This is a genomic window from Allobosea sp. GW823-FHT02B03, from assembly GCF_058797755.1.
This window is the reverse complement of record NZ_JBXAJY010000002.1, coordinates 632827-650457: the sequence shown is the minus strand read 5'-3', so window position 1 is coordinate 650457 and position 17631 is coordinate 632827. Positions and strand designations below refer to the sequence as shown.

Annotated in this window: 15 protein-coding genes and 1 tRNA gene; 13 read left to right on the top strand and 3 right to left on the bottom strand. The window is 67.0% G+C overall.

Annotated elements, in window-relative coordinates; translation table 11 throughout:
• Positions 1–349 precede the first annotated feature (349 nt).
• From AC1REK_RS08065 to AC1REK_RS08055, 3 genes are all read left to right on the top strand, one after another.
• Positions 350–2752 (top strand): methyl-accepting chemotaxis protein, encoded by a 2403-nt coding sequence (locus tag AC1REK_RS08065; RefSeq protein ID WP_492268445.1) that lies wholly within the window; start codon positions 350–352, stop codon positions 2750–2752.
• A gap of 129 nt (positions 2753–2881) precedes the next feature.
• Positions 2882–3874, top strand: coding sequence for an iron exporter MbfA (gene mbfA, locus AC1REK_RS08060; RefSeq protein ID WP_492268446.1), 993 nt, complete (start codon positions 2882–2884; stop codon positions 3872–3874).
• A 110-nt stretch (positions 3875–3984) separates the two neighbouring features.
• Positions 3985–4060 (top strand) — tRNA-Ile (locus AC1REK_RS08055).
• A 60-nt stretch (positions 4061–4120) separates the two neighbouring features.
• Here AC1REK_RS08055 and AC1REK_RS08050 read toward each other — a convergent pair.
• Positions 4121–4708 (bottom strand): TetR/AcrR family transcriptional regulator, encoded by a 588-nt coding sequence (locus AC1REK_RS08050; protein WP_316017770.1) that lies wholly within the window; start codon positions 4706–4708, stop codon positions 4121–4123.
• A gap of 225 nt (positions 4709–4933) precedes the next feature.
• Between AC1REK_RS08050 and AC1REK_RS08045 the strand changes: the two genes are divergently transcribed.
• From AC1REK_RS08045 to AC1REK_RS08025, 5 genes are all read left to right on the top strand, one after another.
• Positions 4934–6346 carry an FAD-binding oxidoreductase gene (locus AC1REK_RS08045; protein WP_492268447.1) on the top strand — a complete coding sequence of 471 codons (1413 nt, stop codon included), beginning with the start codon at positions 4934–4936 and terminating at the stop codon, positions 6344–6346.
• A 32-nt stretch (positions 6347–6378) separates the two neighbouring features.
• Positions 6379–6666: a YciI family protein gene (locus tag AC1REK_RS08040; protein WP_492268448.1), complete on the top strand. Its 288-nt coding sequence runs from the start codon at positions 6379–6381 to the stop codon at positions 6664–6666.
• 62 nt (positions 6667–6728) lie between these two features.
• Positions 6729–7547: an SDR family NAD(P)-dependent oxidoreductase gene (locus AC1REK_RS08035; RefSeq protein WP_492268449.1), complete on the top strand. Its 819-nt coding sequence runs from the start codon at positions 6729–6731 to the stop codon at positions 7545–7547.
• A 273-nt stretch (positions 7548–7820) separates the two neighbouring features.
• Positions 7821–8768 carry a TAXI family TRAP transporter solute-binding subunit gene (locus AC1REK_RS08030; protein WP_492268450.1) on the top strand — a complete coding sequence of 316 codons (948 nt, stop codon included), beginning with the start codon at positions 7821–7823 and terminating at the stop codon, positions 8766–8768.
• A 150-nt stretch (positions 8769–8918) separates the two neighbouring features.
• Complete coding sequence (locus AC1REK_RS08025) at positions 8919–10871, top strand: TRAP transporter permease (RefSeq protein ID WP_492268451.1); 1953 nt, start codon at positions 8919–8921, stop codon at positions 10869–10871.
• Positions 10872–10880: 9 nt separating this feature from the next.
• Here the strand turns inward: AC1REK_RS08025 and AC1REK_RS08020 are convergent, their stop codons facing one another.
• A complete protein-coding gene (locus AC1REK_RS08020; protein ID WP_492268452.1) occupies positions 10881–11327 on the bottom strand; it encodes a hypothetical protein in 447 nt (148 codons plus the stop codon).
• Between the two features lie 237 nt (positions 11328–11564).
• Complete coding sequence (locus AC1REK_RS08015) at positions 11565–12311, bottom strand: superoxide dismutase (RefSeq protein WP_492268453.1); 747 nt, start codon at positions 12309–12311, stop codon at positions 11565–11567.
• A 216-nt stretch (positions 12312–12527) separates the two neighbouring features.
• Here AC1REK_RS08015 and AC1REK_RS08010 point away from each other — a divergent pair, with 216 nt between their 5' ends.
• The 5 genes from AC1REK_RS08010 (at position 12528) to AC1REK_RS07990 (ending at position 17631) form a co-directional block, all read left to right on the top strand.
• Positions 12528–13982: a methyl-accepting chemotaxis protein gene (locus AC1REK_RS08010; RefSeq protein WP_492268681.1), complete on the top strand. Its 1455-nt coding sequence runs from the start codon at positions 12528–12530 to the stop codon at positions 13980–13982.
• 86 nt (positions 13983–14068) lie between these two features.
• Positions 14069–14536, top strand: coding sequence for a response regulator (locus AC1REK_RS08005; protein WP_316017762.1), 468 nt, complete (start codon positions 14069–14071; stop codon positions 14534–14536).
• A gap of 171 nt (positions 14537–14707) precedes the next feature.
• On the top strand, positions 14708–14989 hold the full coding sequence (locus tag AC1REK_RS08000; protein WP_327524608.1) for an STAS domain-containing protein: 282 nt from the start codon (positions 14708–14710) through the stop codon (positions 14987–14989).
• 5 nt (positions 14990–14994) lie between these two features.
• Entirely contained in the window at positions 14995–15354 is a 360-nt protein-coding gene (locus AC1REK_RS07995) for a response regulator (RefSeq protein ID WP_066471565.1), read from the top strand.
• Between the two features lie 9 nt (positions 15355–15363).
• Positions 15364–17631, top strand: a complete 2268-nt coding sequence (locus AC1REK_RS07990) for a chemotaxis protein CheA (RefSeq protein ID WP_492268454.1) — start codon at positions 15364–15366, stop codon at positions 17629–17631.

Sequence of the window (17631 nt, the reverse complement as noted above, 5' to 3'; positions counted from 1 at the left end):
GAAAGTAAACCGGCATCGGGGCGCATTGATTCAGAAGACTCCACTCGCTTAAACGTTCTTTAAGCGGACCTCCCCGATCTTGTCGGACAACAGGCGCCAGCCTGACCTGCAAATTGGGGAGCCAGATGGTCGATCGCCGCGACATCCTGATAGGGTTTGCCGCCAGCGCCGGGGAGCTACCCGTTCCTCCCGACCGTTTCGCGGGCGTCCCGACCAAGGCCGAGATGGCCCCCGGCACTGCCGGCTCAGTTTCCATCTGATCGTTTTGTAAAGGCCAGCCGCTCGAGGGGAGCGGCCGGCGTCTTCTTGCTGCCGCGACCGCGCGGTCATGCCTTCGGGAGTATCGAGTATGTCGAAGACAAAGAAGCCGGCGCGCCCGCCGAAGACGGCATCGCGCGTCGGCATCGCCGCGCGAATCTATGCCGCGCTCGGCGTGCTCACCGTCCTGACCGTGGTGGCCTCGGGTGTGGCCTGGCTCTCCTATGAGCGTGTCTCGGCCACGGTCGACGACATGGTCGAGCGCAAGATGCCCGTGGTCGAGCTCTCGCTCGAGCTCTGGCAGGCGGCGACGACTTCGACCGCCCTGGCCTCGCGCTTCATGGAAGTGCAGACCGTGCGAGACCGCGCCGCCTTGACCGGCGAGTTCGACAAGGTCGAGGCGCGGCAGTTCGATCTGGTGCGCAAGATCGGCCAGCTCGGCAGTGTCGACAACAAGAAGGCCCAGACGGCACTCGACACGCTCTCGCGCCACATCAACGATATCAACGACCTGACCGGCGAGCGGCTGCGCAATGTCGCGGAGGCGGAAACCGCGCTCAACAACCTGGCCAAGGCGCAGGAGAATTTCGTCAAGGCTGCCAGCGGCGAGGCGGAGCAGGCCAAGTTCGCGCTGACCTTCGGCTTCGATGATCTCGGTTCGCTGACCGGGGACGCGCTGGCCGGCGCCGTCCGGACCCTGGTCGACCGGGATTTCGTGATCTTCGAGCTGGCTCGGACCCTGCAGGCCGACGTCAACGAACTCGTCGGCTTGCTGCGCGAGATCGCGCAGATCAACGATCAGCAGAAGCTCGGCACGGCGCGCGAGCGCTTCAACGGGGTTGCCTACAAGCTCCGGACGCTCCTGCAGGATGCCGACAAGGTCAACACCAACCAGACGCGCACGCGCACGGTGCAGGACCTGATCGCCATCGGCGAGGGCACCGAGGGCCTGATCGACATCCGCAACCGCGACATCACCACGCGGGAATCGATTGCGCGCGGGCTGAAGGAAGTCGACGACGCTGCCGAAGTGCTGCGGCGCGAGGTCGACGTGCTGGTCCAGGGCGCACGCGGCGAGGCCAAGGCTGCCAGCGCCTCGACCATCGAGACGATCGAGACCAGCAAGCTCTGGCTCGGCCTGATCGGGCTCGGCTCGCTCCTCGTCGCACTGGCGCTCTCGGTGTTCTATGTCCGCCCGATGATCGTCGGACGCCTCAACCGGCTCTGGGCCGCGACCAAGGCGATCGCCGACGGCCAGCTCGAAACCAAGGTCGAGATCCGCGGCAATGACGAGATCTCGGACATCTCGAAGAGCGTGCTGCTGTTCCGCGACAATGCGGTTGCCCTGCGTGCCGCCGAGCTCGCCAAGGTCGAGGACGAGGCCCGGGCGCAGGAGCAGCGCAAGGCGATGATGGCCGAGCTCGGCCAGGCCTTCGGCGACGTCGTCGAGGCGGCGGCCCATGGCGACTTCAGCCGCCGGGTCTCGGCGAACTTCGCCGATGCCGAGCTGAACGCGCTCGCGGGCTCGGTGAACGAGCTGCTCGAGACCGTGCAGACCGGCCTGAGCGAGACCTGCGAGGTCCTGTCGGAACTTGCCGCCGGGCGCCTGCATACCCGCGTCGAAGGCCTCTATCATGGGGCGTTCCAGGAGCTTAAGGACGGCACGAACGGCCTCGCCGGCGAGTTCGAGAGCACGCTGGCGCGGCTTTCCGAGACCGTCACCGCGGTCCGCAGCGCCACCAGCGAGATCCTCGACGGCGTCACCGATCTTGCCGAGCGCACCAGCGAAGAGAGCAACGCCGTCTCGGTGGCGACGAACCAGCTCGGCGCCTTCGCCGGCAATGTCCAGAAGACCGCCAAGGATGCGGCCGAGGCCGTCGGCATGGCCCAGAGCGCCGAGGAGCGCGCCCAGCAGGGCGAGCAGGTGGTCGCTTCGGCGCTGGAAGCGATGCAGCGCATCCGGTCCTCGTCGAGCAAGATCTCGGAGGTCATCCAGATGATCGACGAGATCGCCTTCCAGACCAACCTGCTGGCGCTGAACGCGGCGGTCGAGGCGGCCCGCGCCGGCGACAGCGGCAAGGGCTTCGCAGTCGTCGCCGCCGAGGTGCGCAGCCTCGCCAAGCGCTCGGCGGACGCCTCCAACGATGTCAAGAAGCTGGTCGATGCGGCTCATGGCGACGTCAAGGTCGGCGTCGGCCTGGTCGAGCAGAGCTCGGCGGTGTTCGGCAGCATCCTGACCTCGGTCAACGACCTCTCGGCGCTGATGAACGGCATCTCGCAGACCGCTCGCGGTCAGGCCAGCGACGTCTCGACGATCAACCGCGAGATCGACGGCATCGGCACCATGGCGCATCAGAACGCGGCGCTGGTCGAGCAGACCAATGCGGCACTGGCGCTGACTGACGAGCAGACCCGCTCGCTGAAGGAGCACATCGCCCGCTTCAGCTTCCGCGAGGGGCATGCGGTCGAACATGAGCATGCGCGCGCCGCCTGACCGGCCGGCAGCAACCTAGCCCGACATGACGGCCCCCGCCCTTGGCGGGGGCCGTTCTGCTTTGTCGCACCGTCTTGCCGGCCCGCACGCGCCTCATTATCTGGAATCATTCTAAACAAGGATCGGACCATGCTTTCTTCGCTCCTGCCGGCCGGACTCGGCGGCCGCCGTCGTTTCGACAGCCTGTCCGAGCGCGAGGTGCTGGCTCTCGCGATCTCGTCGGAGGAGGAGGATGGACGGATCTACGCGACCTATGCGGAGACGCTGCGCCAGGCCTACCCCGCCTCCGCTGCGGTGTTCGACGGCATGGCGGCGGAGGAGGACGGGCATCGCCAGCGCCTGATCGGCGAGTACCGCCGGCGCTTCGGCGATGTGGTGGTGCCGATCCGCCGCGAGCATGTCGCCGACTTCTACGTCCGCAAGCCGGTCTGGCTGGTCGAGAATCTCGGGCTCGCGCGGATCCGCGAGGAGGCGGCGGCGATGGAGCGCCAGGCCCGCGACTTCTATGTCGCGGCAGCGAGCCGCTGTAGCGATGCACAGACCAGGGCGCTGCTCGGCGACCTCGCCGCGGCCGAGGCCCGCCATGAGCGGCGCGCCGGCTCGCTCGCCGACGAGCACCTCGCATCCGAGCCGAAGGCGGAGGAGGATGCGGCGGCGCACCGGCAGTTCCTCCTGACTTGGGTGCAGCCGGGCCTCGCCGGGCTGATGGACGGCTCGGTCTCGACGCTGGCACCGATCTTCGCGACAGCCTTCGCGACCCAGAACCCGTGGACGACTTTCCTGGTCGGGCTCTCGGCCTCGATCGGCGCCGGCATCTCGATGGGCTTCACCGAAGCCGCCCATGACGACGGCAAGCTCTCCGGACGCGGCTCGCCCTGGAAACGTGGCCTTGCCTCCGGTGTGATGACGACGCTCGGCGGGCTCGGCCACGCCTTGCCCTACCTGATCCCGTCTTTTTGGACGGCGACCGCGATCGCGCTCGTCATCGTCTTCATCGAGCTCTGGGCGATCGTCTGGATCCAGAACCGCTATATGGAGACGCCGTTCGCCCGCGCCACCTTCCAGGTCGTGCTCGGCGGGGCGCTCGTTCTCGCCGCCGGTATCCTGATCGGCGGGGCGTAAGGCCAGCCTTGATGCTCTCGCAGGCAACCGGATCGCTAATCTGCGTCCGACAGGGCGCTTGGCCATCTAACCCGTTGCATCCGCAGCGGGGCGAATGCTAGGCCTGCCGCGGGCCGGTAGCTCAATGGTTAGAGCTCGCTGCTCATAACAGCGCCGGTGCCGGTTCGAGTCCGGCCCGGCCCACCAACCTCTCTGCAGATCAGCGCCTTCGGGCTGTCAGCGGATGTCGTTTCCGGGGGGCAGCGCTCAGTTGCCGCGAGGCGTCAGGCCGTTCAGCGCCAGCGTGACGTGCTCGCGAATGAACTCCGCCGTCAGCGGCTGGTGCCCGACGAGCAGCCGGTAATAGAGCGGCGCATAGAGCATATCGAGGATGACATCGGGGTCGGCCTCGCGGATCAGGCCGGCCGCGATCGCCGCATGCACGATCTCGGCGCCCTGCTGGCGCCGGGCGAGCACATAGCCCTCACGAAACGCCTGGGCAATCTCGGGATCGGACTGCCCTTCGGCGATGAGGGCGCGGACCATGTTGCCGATCGGGCCGTGGAATTCCTCGGCCATGCGGTGCAGCCGGTCGAAGACGCTCGTCATGTCGAGCTGCTCCGGATAGGGCAGGGCATTGCTCGCCTCGCGCAGAAAAGCCGACATGATCACGGCGGCGCGGTTCGGCCACCATTTGTAGATCGTCGCCTTGCTGACCTTGGCGCGTTGGGCGATCGCCTCCACGGTGGCGGCCTGCAGGCCCTCCGTCGCCAGCAGGTCATAGGCCGCCGCCAGCACCGCGTTCTCGGCTGCGGCGCTGCGCTTGCGGCCGCGGGTTCCGGCGGACTGCGTCATGCTCTCAGGTCCTTTCCCGCTGTCACGGCTATTTACAATACTGAACGTTTAGTTTTTAAATGGCGACAATCAAGTGCCGCCGGGCGCGCCGCACAGCTCCGGTTCCGCCGAAGCCATGCCGCGCGCCGCCGGTCGCGCGATCCACCGGCAAAGAACGCACAGCGCCCGCTTTCTGGCGGGCGTTGCTCTGTGGCCCATGCCGGCCCGCAATTATCGAGGACGGACATGACATTGGCGGCGCAAGATTCTTCCAAAGCAGGGCCGAACGAAGCCGTCGAACTGGTCATCTCCGCCTTGGCTGACCGCTTCGGCGAGCAGGTCACGCGCAACAGCGTCATCCGCGAGCAGCACGCCAACGCGACCTCCTGGCATCCGCTTGAAGTGCCCGACGCGGTCTTCTTCGCGCGCTCGACCGAAGATGTCGTCGCCGTCGTGAAGCTCTGCGCGGCGCATAAGGTGCCGCTCATCCCTTTCGGCACCGGCACCTCGCTCGAGGCCGGCGTCAATGCGCCATTCGGCGGGATCTCGCTTGACCTCAGCCAGATGAACGCCGTCCTCGCCGTTCACGAGGAGGACATGGACTGCGTCGTCCAGGCCGGCGTGACGCGCAAGGCGCTGAACGCGCATCTGCGCGCCACCGGCCTGCATTTCCCGATCGATCCGGGTGCCGACGCCTCGCTCGGCGGCATGGCTTCGACCCGCGCCTCCGGCACGACCGCCGTGCGCTACGGCACGATGAAGGACAATATCCTCGGTCTCACCGTGGTGATGCCGGACGGCACCGTCTGCAAGACGGGTACGCGGGCGCGCAAATCCTCGGCCGGCTACGACATGACGCGCCTGTTCATCGGTGCCGAAGGGACGCTTGGGGTGATCACCGAGCTGACGGTCAAGCTGCATGGCATCCCGCCGGCGGTCGTCGCGGCCGTCTGCCCCTTTCCCGATCTGGCCTCGGCCTGCAATGCGGTGATCGCCAGCATTCGCTACGGGCTGCAGCCCGGCCGCATCGAACTGGCCGATGCCTTGCAGATCCGCGCCTGCAACGCCTATTCGAAGCTCGCGATGGCCGAGACGCCGACGCTGTTCGTCGAATTCTCCGGCCTCGAAGCGGCGGTGCAGGAGCAGGTCGAGATCTTCGGGCAGATCGCCGGGGAATACGGCTGCCAGTCCTATGAATACGCCTCGACCCAGGATGAGCGGAACGCGCTCTGGACCGCGCGGCACGATGTCTACTGGGCCTGCCTGCAGTTGCGACCCGGCTCGAAGTTCATCGCCACCGATGTCTGCGTGCCGATCTCGCGGCTGGCCGATTGCATGACCGAGACCCATGACGACATCGCGCGCAGCGGCCTCGTCGCACCGATCGTCGGCCATGTCGGCGACGGCAATTTCCACGTCTCGATCATGGCGATGACCGAGGACGCCGAGGAAATGGCCAGGACCAAGGCCTTCATCGACCGGCTCAACCATCGCGCCATCGCCATGGACGGCACCTGCACCGGCGAGCATGGCATCGGCGAGGGCAAGCGCAGCTTTCTGCGGGACGAGCTGGGCATCACTGTCGATTACATGCGACGCCTCAAGGCGACGCTCGACCCCCATGCGATCATGAATCCGGGCAAGGTCTTCGAGGTCTGAGCCTCGTATCCGGAACCCAAGAAGGAAGCACCATGCTGTTTGCGATCATCTGCCTCGACAAACCGGGGGCGACCGCGCTGCGCACCGAGCTGCGGCCAAGCCATCTCGATTATCTCGCGCCGCACCGTGAGCAGATTCTCTTCGCCGGCCCGTTCCTGGCGGAGGATGGCGCGACCTCGACCGGCAGCCTGATCGTCATCGATTGCCCGAACCGGACGGCGGCGGAGGAGTTCGCGGCTGGCGATCCCTATGCCCGCGGCGGCCTGTTCCAGAGCGTCGAGCTGCGCGCCTGGCGCAAGGTCCTCCCCGAAGGGGCCTGAGCCAAACCCAGTCAACGCAATTGGGAAAGCGACGCGTTCGCTGGCCAGGAGAGGAAAAGACGATGTCCGCGCAAATTGACCAGCGTTCGATCATGGCCCGCCGCCGGCAGGACGGTGCGGCGATCGTCGTGACCGGGGCCGCAGGCGGGATCGGCGGTGGCATCGTCGAACGCCTGCTGGCCGACGGCTGGCGTGTGATCGCGACCGATCTCAGTGCGTCCGCGCTCGAGCGCCTGCAAGACGGGGCGCCGGGCGATGCCCTGTCGCTCGCGGCGCTGGACGTTTCCGATTCCAAGGCGGTCGATGCGCTCGCCGCGGATCTGAAGGCGCGCGGCACGCCGGTCGCCGGATTGGTCAATGCCGCCGGGCTGCTCCAGGACATCACGCCTTTCATGGCGATGGACGAGGCAGCCCATCGCCGGATCTGGGATGTGAATTATTTCGGCGCCCTGGTCTGCACGCGCGAATTCGGCGCCGCCATCATGGCGGGCGGCGGCGGTTCGATCGTCAACATCACCTCGATCAATGAGAGCCGACCGCTGCCTTTGCATGCCTATGCTCCGACCAAGGTCGCTCTCGGCTCCCTGACTGCGTTGACCGCGGGCGAGTTCGGGCAGGCCGGACTTCGCGTCAACGCGGTCGCTCCGGGCTTCACGCTGACGCCGATCATGCGGCAGAAGATCGAGTCCGGCATGCGCGACGACAGCGCCATCAAGCAGGCGACCGCGATGGGCCGGCTCGTCGAGATCGAGGAAATCGCGGCGGTCGTCGGCTTCCTGATGTCGGATGCCGCGAGTGCCGTTTCGGGCGCTTCGATTCCGGTCGATGCGGGCTGGCTCGCAACCGCGCATTGGATGAATTTCGGCTCTGCGCTGCGATAGTCGTCTCGGCCCCTCGGAACGCGCTCGCGCTGGCGCCTCGGGCATACCCCGATCCCCGATACCGACCTGCCCGGCGCGGGAACCCATCATCTTGCCTCGGGCACGGTCTTGAACCTCGTTGCTGGCCCGCGGGAAATCGGGGCTTGCCACCTCGGTTTCAGTCGATAGCTTCAAGGCAGCGGCGAGCACGGCCTGAAGGCCGGCCGACCGTTGGGGGAGCGACCGTGCGCAAAGACGCGGCGCCGAGGAAAATCGCTCGAGGGAGGAAGACCGATGTCACGCCTACCGACCTATCTGTTCTGTCTGGCCGCCACCACCATGCTGAGCCTGCCTGCGGCGGCGGCGGAGATGCGGCTGATGACCGGCCCGCAAGGCGGCGTCTGGGTGCCGCTCGGCGGCCAGCTCAAGGATCTCTGGGAGAAGGCGGTTCCGGGGCTCAGCGTGCAGTCGCTGCCGGGCGCCGGTATCGCCAATGTCCGCGCCATCGAGGAAAACAAGGCGGAAGTCGGCTTCGGCAACTCGATCTCGACAGTCGACGGGCTCGCCGGCAACGCGCCTTTCCCGAAGAAGCACGAGAACATCTGCAATGTCGCTTCGCTTTATCCGCAGTATTTCCAGATGCTGGTGCCGGCGGATTCCGGGATCAAGACCGTCAAGGATTTGAAGGGCAAGGCGATCACCACTCAGCCGCGCGGCAATACCGGCGAGCTCATCACCGGGCAGCTGCTGAAGGTCCACGGGATGAGCTATAGCGACGTCAAGATCTCCTTCGTCTCCTATACGGACTCGGTCGAGCAGGTGAAGGACGGGCATGCCCAGGCTTTCTCGCTCGGCACCGCCATTCCCTCAGGCGCGGTTATGGACCTTGCCTCGGCGCGTGACATCAAGCTGCTCGACCTTTCTGCCGATCTCGACGGCATGAGGAAGCTCAACCCCGGCTATACGCTGGTGACGGTGCCGAAAGGCACCTATCCGAAGCAGGGCGACGATGTGAAGGTGATCGGCTACGCCACCCATATCGTCGCCTCGTGCAAGCTGCCGGCCGATCAGGTCTACGCCATGACCAAGGCAATCGCCGACAATGTCCCGGCGCTGGCGGCGACGAGCAAGGCGCTATCCGATCTGACGCCCAAGCTGATGGCGGAGGATGTCGGCGTGCCGTTCCACCCCGGTGCGGCCCGGTTCTACAAGGAAAAGGGCATCACCGTCGCGTCGAAGTGACCGGTTCCCGACGCCTCGTGCGGACGGTTTGAAGACCTGGCGCGCCGGCAGCGCCGGCGCGTGCTCCCAGAAGCCACCGATCCCTTCGTGTCGCCTTGCGGCGTGAACCTCGTCGCCATGCGGGATCGGTCTCCGAGCCAGGATGCGCCCGTGGACATCAGCGTTCCCAAACCCGAATTCAAGTTCGAGTTCAGCCATGTCGGCATCGTCCGGCTGGTCACGGCGGTGATCGCCGTCGCCATGGCGCTCTATCATATGTGGGTGATCCTGCCGCCGGCGCTCGGCGGCCAGGGGACGCCGGAAGCGATCATCTTCCGCGGCACGCATCTCCTGTTCGCGCTGGCGCTGACCTTCCTGATCTATCGCAGGACGGGAGCCGATGCGGCGCCGTCGCCGCTCGACTATGCGCTGCTCTTGCTGGCGGTCGCGCCGATCAGCTACCTGTTCTGGAACTATGACTACATCGTCAACCGGATCTACTATGTCGACGACCTCAGCCCGGTCGACATGGCGATGGCGGTCCTGCTCGTCGTCATCGTGCTCGAGGCGACGCGCCGGCTGATCGGCTGGGCGCTGCCGATCACGGCGATCGCCTTTCTCTGCTACGCGCTGTTCATCGCCAGGGTCGAGCCGATGCGGCTGCTCGACCAGCTATTCATGACCACGGAGGGCGTCTTTGGCGCGCCGCTCGGGGTGTCCGCCGCCTATGTGATGATCTTCGTGCTGTTCGGCTCCTTCATGGAACGCACCGGCACGGGCCAGCTCTTCATGGATTTCGCGCTCTCGCTGACCGGTCATACAGCCGGCGGGCCGGGCAAGGTCTCGGTGGTCTCGTCGAGCCTGTTCGGCACGATCTCCGGCAGCGCGGTCGCGAACGTCATGGTCGACGGGCCGATCTCGATCCCGCTGATGAAGCGCACCGGCTTCAAGGCGCATTTCGCCGCCGGCGTCGAGGCGGTGGCCTCGACCGGCGGGCAGATCATGCCCCCGATCATGGGCGCGGCCGCCTTCGTCATGGCGGAGTTCCTCTCGGTCTCCTACAGCCAGGTGGTGATCTGGGCGCTGATCCCGGCAGTGCTCTACTATGTCGCCTGCTTCGCGGCGGTGCATTTCGAGGCCAAGCGCCACGGTATCCTCGGTGTGCCACGCAGCCAGCTGCCGAAACTCGGCACGACGCTGCGCCAGCGTGGCCACCTTTTCCTGCCGGTGCTGACCATCCTCGCCGTGCTCTACTCCGGCTACAGCGCGCCGCTGGCGGCTCTGGCGGGCACGCTGCTGTGCTTCCCGGTCGCGGCGCTGCGGGCCTCGACCCGCGGCAATGTCCGGATACCCATCATCATCGATGCGATGATCGACGGCTCGCGCAATGCGCTCGCGGTGGCGCTCGCCTGCGCCTGCGCCGGCATCGTCATCGGTGTCGTCGCCCTGACCGGCGCCGGCATCGTCTTCACCCAGGCGGTGATCGGCCTGTCGCAGAACTATCTGCTGCTGGCGCTGCTGCTGACTGCCGTCGCGGGCATCGTGCTCGGCATGGGCATGCCGACGACGCCGGCATACATCGTCATGACCTCGCTGCTGGTGCCGGCGCTGATCAAGCTCGGCGTGGCGATGCCCGCGGCGCACATGTTCGCCTTCTACTTCGCCATCCTGTCGGCGATCACGCCGCCGGTCGCGCTCGCGGTCTTCGCCGCGGCGGGGCTGGCAAAGGCCGACCTCTGGAGCAGCGGCTGGGCGGCGGTGAAGATCGGCGCTGCCGGTTTCATCGTCCCGTTCATGTTCGTTTACGAGCCGGCCCTGCTGATGATCGGCGATTGGCCGACGATCATCTGGCGCTTCGTCTCGTCCTGCATCGGCATCGCGCTGCTTGCCGCCGGTTTGCACGGCTATCTGCTGCGCCGTGCGGCCTTGTGGGAGCGGTTCGTGCTGATTGCCGCGGCGTTCTGCCTGGTGAAGCCGGACTGGGTGACGGACCTGATCGGGCTCGGCCTGGCGCTGGCGATGCTCGCCTGGCAATGGCCGGGCCGGGAGCGGGCGCAGGTTGAGGCAGGCAGCACGACGGCCGCAGTCGAGACGGCTGCGGCCGAGCCGGATGTCGTGCGGTGAGGCCGCCCTCTATTTGAAGCCGATCAGCACGCCGTCGGCGCCGAGCGAGAGCTGCAGGCCCTGGCGGCGGGTGTCGAGGCTGATGGTCACGCCCTTGTCGTTCTTGAGCACCATTCGCCCCTGGCCGGCCCGGCCGGCGGCCCAGCCCTCTCGGAGCTGGACATAGGCACCGGCGAAATCCTGCCGCTGCCTGAGCCCATAGACCCGGCCGGTAGCGGTGAGCTTCGCCGCGCCGATGCCGCCGACACCGAGCCCGCCGACGCTGATCGGATAGTTGCGGCCCTTGAAAGCAAGAGTGCCGCCGCCGACCTGGCCCTGACCGATGAAGGCGACGGAAAAGACCTCGATGCGGACCGAGCCGCTCGGCGGACCGAGCGTGCGCTGCTGGGCGATGGCGGCAGGCGGGAGAAGCATCAGCGCGACCGCGCCGATGCGGGCTAGGCTGTTCAATGTCACGGGCACGCTCCCTGCTAGGCGGATGCACTCTAAACGATAGATCCCGGCGGGTAGTTCCGCCAGTCGTGATCTCCGTGTCGTGTTGCCGAATTCTTCCGAATACCGCGCTTTTCTGGTCGGGGGCTTGGCACCCGCTTCGCTAGAACGGGGAGGGCGTCCGGGCTGGACGGCCCCCAAGCAGAATGCCCGGCCGCGGGGCCGGGCATCGAGAGGGGTGGGCCGTCGCCGGTTTGTCGCTCAGATCGTCAGCTTGCCGGCCTTGGCGGCCGCATAGCGCGCGTTGACCTTGTTCCAGTCGACGACGTTCCACCAGTTCTTGAGGTATTCGGCGCGGCGGTTCTGGTATTTCAGGTAATAGGCGTGCTCCCAGACGTCGTTGCCCATCAGCACCATCTGCTTGTCCATCAGCGGGGTATCCTGATTGGGCTTGCTGGCGAGGGCGAGCTTGCCGTCCTTGGTTACGGTGACGAATGTCCAGCCCGAACCGAAGACGCGCAGCCCGGCCGTGTCGAAATCGGTCTTGAACTTGTCGAAGCCGCCAAGATCGCGGGTGATGGCGGCGGCGACCTCGCCGGTCGGCGCGCCGCCGGCGTTGGGGCCCATGATCTCCCAGAACATGGTGTGGTTGGCATGGCCGCCGCCCGAGTTGCGCACGGCGAGGCGGGCGCCCTCCGGCACCTTGCCGAGATCGCCAAGAAGCTGCTGAAGCGGCGTCTGGGCGAGGACGCCATGGTCCTTGGCGGCGGCGTTCAGCCCGGCGACATAGGCCGCGTGATGGCGGTTGTAGTGGATGTCCATGGTGGTGGCGTCGATATTGGGCTCGAGCGCCGCCGCCTCATAGGCGCGCTTGGGCAGCGAGAACGGGCCGGTGGGGGCGGCCGGGGCGGTTGCCTGCGCCCAGACCTTGGGGGCGATCGCCAGGCCGGCCGCGGCGGCGCCGAAGCCGAGCAGCGAGCGGCGGGAAAACGAATTGACGTTCTGCATGAGGGTCCTCCGAAAGCCGGCCGCCTGGTGCCGACTCTGCCGCTACGTTAACCTGAAAAGCCGAGCCTGGATGCAGCGATCTCGAAACGAGTGCCGCTCTTGGCCGGCACACGCATTCGGACAGCCGAAAATGGCGCGAGCGGGGCCATTAACCGGCGATTTACTGCGTTCCTTTAGGTTCCGAGCGCAGATTTCTCATGCGGAAGTGCCGTGTCCATGCACGCTCTGGCTCTGAAGGCGCCTGCCCCGGCCAATGAGGACGCGCCCGACGCGCAGGCCGCCTCGCGCGCCGTCGTCGAGATCGCCGAGCGTTTCGGCAAGCTGAGCAGCGAGATCACCGACATCTCCGGCCGCATCGGCGACGTCAACGGCCAGCTCGACCGGCAGACGGCGGGGCTGCACCGCGTCGTCGGCTCGGTCGACCAGGTGGCACGCGCCAATCAGGCGATCCAGCGCTCGGCCGAGGAGGCGCAGAACGCGGCTTCGGTGGTGAAGAGCGGGCTCGAACGCGTCACCGGCGCGGTCCGGCTCGGGCTCAATGCGGCGCAGAACGACATCGCCGAACTCTCGAACGGGGCGCAGTCGATCTCGCAGGCTCTGGCCGGTGCGGTCGAGCGGGCCCACAAGCTGCGCGAGGCGAGCGAGGCGATCCAGTCGATCACCCGCGAGATCCAGCTGCTCTCGATCAATGCCGGGGTCGAGGCGGCCCGCAGCGGCGCTGCCGGGCGCGGCTTCGCGGTGATCGCGGCCGCCGTCAAGCAGCTCGCCGAGCAGACTCGCGACGCTACCAATGCCAGCTCCAGGCAGCTCGATGCGCTCGTCGCCACGGTGGACCAACTGGCGAACCAGAGCATCGCCAATGCACAGGCAGCGCGGCGCGCCAGCGAGGAGAGCCAGGGTATTTCCCGCCAGATCGGCGAGCTCGACCATTTCGGCAAGTCGGTGGTCGGGCTGATCGCCGAGATCGACAGCATCTCGGCGCCGACCCGAGAGAATGCAGTGGCCTTCGCCAAGGTCGGCGGCGAATTGAAGGATCTGGTCGGGGGGGTCGAGCAGTCGAGCCACAGCCTCGAAGTGGCGTCGCGCCGGGCGAGCTCGCTGGTCTCGACCAGCGAGGCGGTGCTCGGCTCGATCGCGGCTTCCGGAGTGCGCACGCCTCAGTCCGAAATGATCGAGACGGCGATCGAGGCTGCGACGGCTGTCGCCGGGATGTTCGAACAGGCGCTGGCGAGCGGCCAGATCGGCATGGCCGAGCTGTTCGACGAGACTTACCGGCCGGTGCCGGGCAGCAACCCGGTGCAGCATATGACCCGCTTCGTCGAGCTGACGGACCGCCTGCTGCCGCCGCTGCAGGAAAAGCTGCTCGCCGGCAACCGGCGCGTGGTGTTCTGCGCTACCGTCGACCGCAACGGCTTCCTGCCGACGCACAACCGCAAGTATGCGCAGCCGCAGGGGCCGGACCCGGTCTGGAACAACGCCAATTGCCGCAACCGCCGGCTGTTCGACGACCGGACCGGGCTTGCCGCGGCGCGCAACCAGAAGCCGTTCCTGCTGCAGACCTATCGGCGCGACATGGGCGGCGGCAATTTCCTGGTGATGGAAGATCTTTCGGCCCCGATCTTCGTCAGGGGGCGGCACTGGGGAGGCTTCCGCTTCGGACTCAGCGTGTGACGGGTGCGGAGTGGAGCGAGTGGCTCCGGAAGTAGCGGGCGGCCTTGCCCGGATGTGGTGTTGAGTATCGGGTCGTAATCGCCGTCATGCATATCGCTCCCGCCTTTCCGAATCTCTCGGTCTTGCTGATCGATGCCAGCCCGCATTACCGGCGCATCATCCGGACGATGCTCTATCAGGCGCAGCTGCAGCGGATTTTCGAGGCCGCGGACCTCGCCGGCGCGGCGACGATGTTCATCCAGAAGCAGCCCAACATCGTCATCCTCGACTGGGATCTGCCTGACGGGGACAGCATGAAGTGCCTGGCCTCGATCCGCTCCTTCAAGACCTCGCCCTTCGCCAAGGCGCCGGTGCTGGTGATGATGGAGAGGCCGGACCGCCGCGCCGTCGTGCAGGCTGCCAAGCTCGGCGCCCATGAGATCATCGTGAAGCCGATCTCGCCGAACAATCTCTGGCTGCACCTGTCGGGGATCATCAACATCCCGCGCAAATACAAGGAACAGAGCGGCGCGATCACCCTGGTGCCGCGGGCGATCAGCAACAGCCTGTTCTGACGCTCTTTTCCTGCAGCGCGGATCCGAGTCCCGGCATCTGCCGCGAGCGCGCAGCGAGCGCATCCTGCATGCCCCGAAACGGTCACAATCCTTCCGGGCTCGGCCAGCGCTTAGCGAAATTTTTACCAGTTCCGTGACAGCCTCCAGCCACGATTCATAGGTTGCGCCGCCGTGGTCATCACCGTTTCCTTGCCGCCGCTTCTCGGCCGTTCCGAGGCCGCAGCCTTCCGAAATCAACTCCTCGTCGCGCTGGAACAGCGGGAAAGCGTCAGCGTCGAATGCGCCGGCGCCGGCCCCTTTCCGAGCCTGTGGATCCAGCTTCTGCACGCGGCCGCGGCGAGCGCCGCCGTGCATGGGCTGACCGTCACGCTCAAGGCGATGTCCGAGGAGTGCCGCCAATCCTTCCAGGCGATCGGCTTCGATTTCGCCCAAAGCGCCCTCGTCGTGGAGTGAATGCGATGCGTATCCTGGCAATCGACGACACCAAGACCCTGCTTAGCCTGCTCAGCATGACGCTGCGCAATGCCGGGCACGAGGTCGCCGAAGCCGAGAACGGCGAGGAAGGCCTCGCCCGCTTCGACCAGTTCAAGCCCGATCTCGTGATCACCGACCTCAACATGCCGGTGATGGACGGCATCGAGTTCACGCGCGCCTGCCGCGCGCGGCCGGCCGGGCAGAACACGCCGATCATCGTGCTGACCACCGAGAACGGTGCCGAGATCAAGGCGGAAGGCCGCCGTGCCGGCGCCAGTGCCTGGATGGTCAAGCCGTTCGAGCCCAACACCCTGCTCGGCCTCGTCGCCCGCTACCAGAACTGAGGCGACTCGATGGATGCTCTGGCCGAACTGAAACAAACCTTCTTCCAGGAATGCGAGGAACTCCTCGGTGCTCTCGAGCAGAAGCTCCAGGCGCTCGACGAGGGCTCGCGCGATTCCGAGGACGTCAACGCCGCCTTCCGCGCCATCCACTCGATCAAGGGTGGTGCGGGTGCCTTCGGTTGCACCGAGCTCGTCGCCTTCGCGCATGTCTTCGAGGCTTCGCTCGACCATCTGCGCTCCGGCCGCGTCGCCCTTGAGGATGCGCCGTTCAGCCTGTTCCTGCGCTGCTCTGATGCGGTGTCCGATCTCGTCGCGGCTGCCCGCAACGACGAGCCCGCCCAGGCGCGTCCGGACCTGCTGGCTGCGCTGGAGAAGGTCGGACAGGCCAAGCCCGAAGCTCCGGCGCCGGTGAGCGATGAGCCGCCCGGCATCGCCGCGCTCGGCAATCTGCTCGCCATGGTCGAGGCCAAGACCGCTGCGCCGGCCGCGCCTGCGGCCGATGATGGCTGGGATGACGAACCCGCCGCAGCGGTTGCGCCCACGCCGGCCCGCCCCGGCCGCGATGTCTGTGTGCGGATCAATCCCGAGAGCGACCTGTTCCGCCGGGTGATCGAGCCGCGCGTCGTGATCGGTAGCCTGCCTGCCGAAGAGATCGTCTCGGTGACCTGCGACATGAGCCAGGTCCCGGCGCTCGAAGCGCTCGACGTCACCGACTGCCATATGCGCTTCAACGTGATTCTGCGCACCGAGCTGCCGGTCGAGGAAATCGTCGCCAAGTTCGACTTCACCCTCGCGAACGAGGAGTTCGAGGTCGAAGTCATGCCGGCGGCGGCCAATGACGACGCGGTCGAGGAGATTGCGGCGCCCGTTTCCGAAGTTCCGCAGAATGTCGCGGCGGATCTCTCCGCGATCCTCGCCCGCCTCGGCCCGGCTCCGACCGCGGCCGCGCCTGCCGAGGTCGCGTCCCCGCAGCCTCAGCCGCCTGTCGCCGTGGCGGCTTCCGCTCCGCCGCCGCCAGCCCCGCCGCGTCCCGCGGTCAAGCCGGCGGCCAACGACGCGGCCGCCGCGCGCCAGCGCCAGGCAGTCAGCGTGCGTGTCGATCTCGACCGGATCGACCGGCTGATGAACCTCGTCGGCGAGATCGTCATCACCCAGTCGATGCTGGTCGAATGCGTCCGCTCGCTGCCCTATGACGTCTACGCCAAGACCGCCGAAGGCATCCTGACCCTGTCGCGCCAGACGCGCGAGCTGCAGGACCATGTCATGGCGGTGCGCGCGCAGCCGGTGAAGGCGGTGTTCCAGCGCATGCCGCGCCTGGTGCGCGAGCTCGCCCAGACGCTCGGCAAGGAAGTGAAGCTCGTCCTCGAGGGCGAGAACACCGAGGTCGACAAGACGATCATCGAGGAACTGGCCGACCCGCTGACCCATATGATCCGCAATTCGATGGATCACGGGCTGGAGACGCCGGACGAGCGCATCGCTGCAGGCAAGCACCCCGAGGGCACGATCAGGCTGATCGCGGAGCACCGCGCCGGCCGCATCGTGATCTCCGTCACCGATGACGGGCGCGGCATCGGCCGCGACAAGCTTTTGGCCAAGGCCCGGTCCCGCGGCCTCGTCGGACCGGACGAGAGGTTGGCGCCGGAGGAGATCGACCAGCTGATCTTCGCCGCCGGCCTGTCGACGGCCGAGGCGGTCAGCGACATCTCCGGCCGCGGCGTCGGCATGGATGTGGTCCGCCGCAACGTCGAATCGCTCGGCGGACGCATCAGCGTCGATTCCGAGCCGGGCCGCGGCTGCAAGTTCACGCTCGCTCTGCCGCTGACGCTCGCTGTGCTGGAAGGCATGGTGATCCGCTGCGGCGACGACCGCTATGTCATCCCGATCGCCAGCGTGATCGAGACGCAGCATCTCGCCAACACCCCGATCGAGCACCTGACCTTCGGCCAGGAAGTCCTGCGCTGGCGCGGCGAGGTCACGCCGCTCTACCGGCTCGGCGCAGTGATGGGCTCGTCCGGCACGCGTGACGAGAACATCATCATCATCGCCGAGACCGAGCGCGGCGGGAATGTCGGCATCGCGGTCGACGAGATCGTCGGTCAGCAGCAGGTCGTGGTGAAGAGCCTCGAAGCCAATTACGGCACGGTCAACGGCGCTTCGGCCGCGACCATCCTCGGCGACGGCCTCGTCGCCCTCATCCTCGACGTCGATTCCATGCTGCGCCTGGCGGCTGCCGGCGGCCGCCAGACTGCTCCCGAACTCAAATTGGCTGGATGA